Origin of the sequence: Psychrobacter urativorans (genome assembly GCF_904846695.1) — a bacterium.
GTDB lineage: Bacteria > Pseudomonadota > Gammaproteobacteria > Pseudomonadales > Moraxellaceae > Psychrobacter > Psychrobacter urativorans.
On the sequence record NZ_CAJHBR010000046.1, the window covers coordinates 1 to 3,754 of the forward strand.

A 3,754-nucleotide genomic window follows, 5' to 3' on the forward strand; every position below is an offset into this window, starting at 1 on the left:
ATTCGTCACCTATTACGAGCGGCAAATACGCTAAATGATGGCAAAGGATTTATTGGAGAAGGCTTATTACGTAAGCTATTAAAAGATACCTATTATGAGCATATCTTGCCACCTACCCATCTAGATAGTCAGGAAGAAACGAAGCGTAATGACTCTATTTTCTCAGAGTATTGGGAGTCTATTAAAGGTATTTGGCATAAATAAGCTCCTTTAGACTGCAACGCTTGTGGTGGCTTAAACGCTCAGTCACCATAAGATAGTGAAGGTGGTAGATGAAACTCTAGTAGTGATCTGTAGCTTGTAGCTGGCTATTTTAAAAGCTAAGGCAGTTACAGTTACTATGATGATTTCTCTATCACCTTTTTTTGTGCTTTTGTAATACATGGATCATGTGAGCTACACAAGACAGTCCTGTAGAAACCAAAATGGGAGATCTTAATAAGAAAAATTAATGATAATAACCCCTGCTATTGATTTAGTCGCCATTAAATTCACACCTAATGCTAGGAGTTCGATGTCTGTATAACGCACTGAACATGTTCCAATAATGGTGTTAAATCACTACCTTTTCACCATCTAAAATGGGCAGTATAGAACTCTCCAAACCGACCATTGTTCCTAGAACAATAATTATGGCAAATACTAGCAGCTCGATGTCTACTATATAGCGCACCGATCACAGATAGAATATATAGGGCAAGTACACAACGAAGTACACTCAGACTATTTTAGCGAGTTGAAACGTTGCTACCATTAGCCCACAACCAAAGCTTCGAATCCTCACTAGGGAACCGAACCAGTAAAAGCACTTGAGTGGTTCCCTTGAGATATACCCCCTTCTAAGATAGAAGGGGCTGTCCTAGATATATCAAATCCTATACCATTACCAGTAAGTTGAGAATATACCTTTAGCAGCTTTTCTTTTTATAAAGAATTAGATGGCTCTTTTGTAAACCTCACTGGTCATCCTACTATATCTATTTCTATTTCTAATATTGCTCCACCCCAACACAACGCATACTACAATAAATAAAAGAATGCCCAAAATTGTATAGAATGTTCCCTCTCCCTCAGCACTTAGAATAGCTTTAGCAAACGCTACTATAGCAAAGACTATGAGTATCAGGACTCCAGCTGCTATAAGATATACAGATTGCACGGTTTTTTTATCAAGATAAACCTGTTTAATATTCTCTACATCTAAAAATTCTTCGTTTAACGTAACGTTTCGAACTAAGAAGTATTTGCCAGTTTTTGCATTTTCCCTTGAAAGCCACATGACTTGAACAATGTGGCCATCCCTCATTGCCGGCAGTTTTCTATCTGAGAAACTAAAAGCCTTTTCTTGACCTTTATCATTCAGTAAGAAAAAGCTTTTAGTTGTATGAGTTTCTGAGCTGCTGTATCCCCCTCCATTTGAATATCCACTACGATGACTAGTTTCAGATACAACCTGTAATCCTACTACTTTGCCATGAAATCCAGACAACCAATAATTTATTCCGCTTTCAGTGATCAGCTCTCTCATAACTCGAATATTCTCATATTAATACTAGTTAATGGTGTCTTATTTATTATGATGATGAGTATAGCAATAAACATTTAAATTATGACTAATAAAACTAGATATAAAAACAGTTGGAGTATTAATATCCAATACATCACTAGCCTCTGAAACAAGGGGTCTACCATCTATAAAAGGTAAACCGCATCTTAACCGCTTATTAAGCTTACGTCTGAACATAAAACCCCATTATTTAAGGTACGGTATAACACTAATCAAACTATTAGAGCGACAACAAAGCCAATCGATAGAACAAGCTTAGCCCATAATAATTACTGCTAAACCTTCCCACCCACACCTTTAAACTTCTCAACGAAAGCCGCAATTTTCTGCAAAACACTTTGCTTCTTGGTTAAGTATTGCGGATTAAGTGGACTTAGTTTAGGCAAGATAGCATTCAACTCTGTACCGTTCTCACTAGCGTACTCACGCTTTAGAGAAGCGGTGATATAACGCTTAGCTGCATCTTCATTCAGATTTTCAGCGGCAATCATATCTTTGACTTCACGCTGTTGTTCTACCTGAGCATAACTAAAGAAGGCCTCAATGATGCTGGATTTGTCAGGGATGTTGTCTAAGTTGGTTTGATTAATGAAGTCTACTACCAAGCTCTCTTTGGCACGGTTGCCAAGACTTGCCCGAATCAAACGTCGTACTTCTTCAACCAAGGCAGACTTGTCCTTAGTGTTTTTATTATGCTCAAAAATCAACTCAAGGATATAATCAAGATTGATCTCCTGTGATTTGAGCAAATCTATCTCAAACACCACGTCATCCCAATCAATCGAAGACTCATCTTGCTGCTCACCTGCTTTTTCACGACGAAGCCAATCGCGTATATCGTTATACGTTGAACGGTAATCTTGTACCGTACGTTCAGCAGGCACTTTAATGGCTTGCATAGCGGCTAGCTCATCATCGTTTAGATAATGCTCGTCCTTAAACGTCTCAATAGCGTCAGCATCGGTAACATCCAAGTCTTGCAGTGCTTTTAGGCTTGCAAACTCATCATAGTTTTGTAAGATGTTCTCGACGCGCAAATATTCCCCGAATAACTTGGCAAAGTCCTTCTTGTCAGACTCTTTGACAATCTCATCAGGATTAGGAAAGCGCTGCTGCAGCTCTTTGACCACTTCCAAATAACCACGGCGGGCTTTGCCTGTGGCGATATCGGTAAAGCCTTCTAAATATTCTTTATAGCTCTTCTCTAGCACCACGTTTTTAGTGTTTCTATCACCAAACAAGGTGATGGCGTCAATGGTCGCTTTTTCTAAGTCTCGAAAGGTCACAATGTTACCAAACGTCTTGGTGGCATCATAGATACGGTTGGTACGTGAGAAAGCTTGCATTAAGCCGTGATAGCGCAGGTTCTTATCCACGAATAAGGTGTTCAAGGTAGGGGCATCAAAACCTGTTAAGAACATGCCGACGACAACTAACAAGTCCACTTCTTGATTAATGACACGCCCTGCAAGGTCGCGGTAGTAATTTTGGAAGGATTTGCTGTCTACACCATAATTTGTTTTAAACATCGTGTTATAGTCGCCAATAGCACTGCTTAAAAACTCTTTGGCACTGCTATTCATAGCAGTGGGTTCAAAACCTTCATCAGGAATATCACCCAATGCATCTTGCTCTTCATTGGCGGCAAAAGAAAATATAGTAGCGATCTTTAACGGTTTGTCGCTGTCCTTTTGCAACTGTTTCAAGGTTTCATAATAGGCTTTAGCAGCGTCTACACTACTGACAGCAAACATAGCGTTAAAACCTTTACCACCAGACTTTAGACGATGGGTTTTTTGTCTAAAGTGGGTTAACACGTACTGCGATATCTCACTGATACGATCAGGATGCAATAACAGCTGCTTGTTTTCTGCTGCGGTGAGCTTCGTCTCGTCCTGCTCGCTTTCAATGCCGCTAAACTGTGGGCGTACGTCGTTGTAATCGACTTTGAACTTCAATACCTTTTCATCACGAATGGCATCAGTGATGACGTATGAATGCAGCTCTTGACCAAACACTCCGGAAGTGGTCTCGGCCCCTAAAGCGTTTTCTGGAAAGATTGGCGTACCCGTAAAGCCAAACTGATAGAACTTTTTAAACTTCTTCTTTAGGTTTTTTTGCGCTTCACCGAACTGGCTACGGTGTGCTTCATCAAAAATGAACACTACTTGCTTAGAGTAGATAGAT

General features: G+C 39.9%; 3 protein-coding genes. 1 reads left to right on the forward strand and 2 read right to left on the reverse strand.

The annotated features are described in order from the left end of the window. Positions 1-204: hypothetical protein (locus JMY09_RS14170; protein ID WP_201624583.1), on the forward strand; the 204-nt coding region annotated here is incomplete at its 5' end. 730 nt (positions 205-934) lie between these two features. Here JMY09_RS14170 and JMY09_RS14175 read toward each other — a convergent pair. Both JMY09_RS14175 and JMY09_RS14180 read right to left on the reverse strand, forming a co-directional pair. Beyond that, entirely contained in the window at positions 935-1,528 is a 594-nt protein-coding gene (locus tag JMY09_RS14175; protein ID WP_201624579.1) for a hypothetical protein, read from the reverse strand. 314 nt (positions 1,529-1,842) lie between these two features. Next, positions 1,843-3,754 (reverse strand): type I restriction endonuclease subunit R, EcoR124 family (locus JMY09_RS14180; RefSeq protein ID WP_201624581.1); only part of this gene is annotated, 1,912 nt, incomplete at its 5' end.

Coding starts and splice junctions, on each gene's coding strand:
- JMY09_RS14175 (WP_201624579.1), bottom strand. CDS start 1,528: ATGAGAGAGCTGATCACTGAAAGCGGAATAAATTATTGGTTGTCTGGA.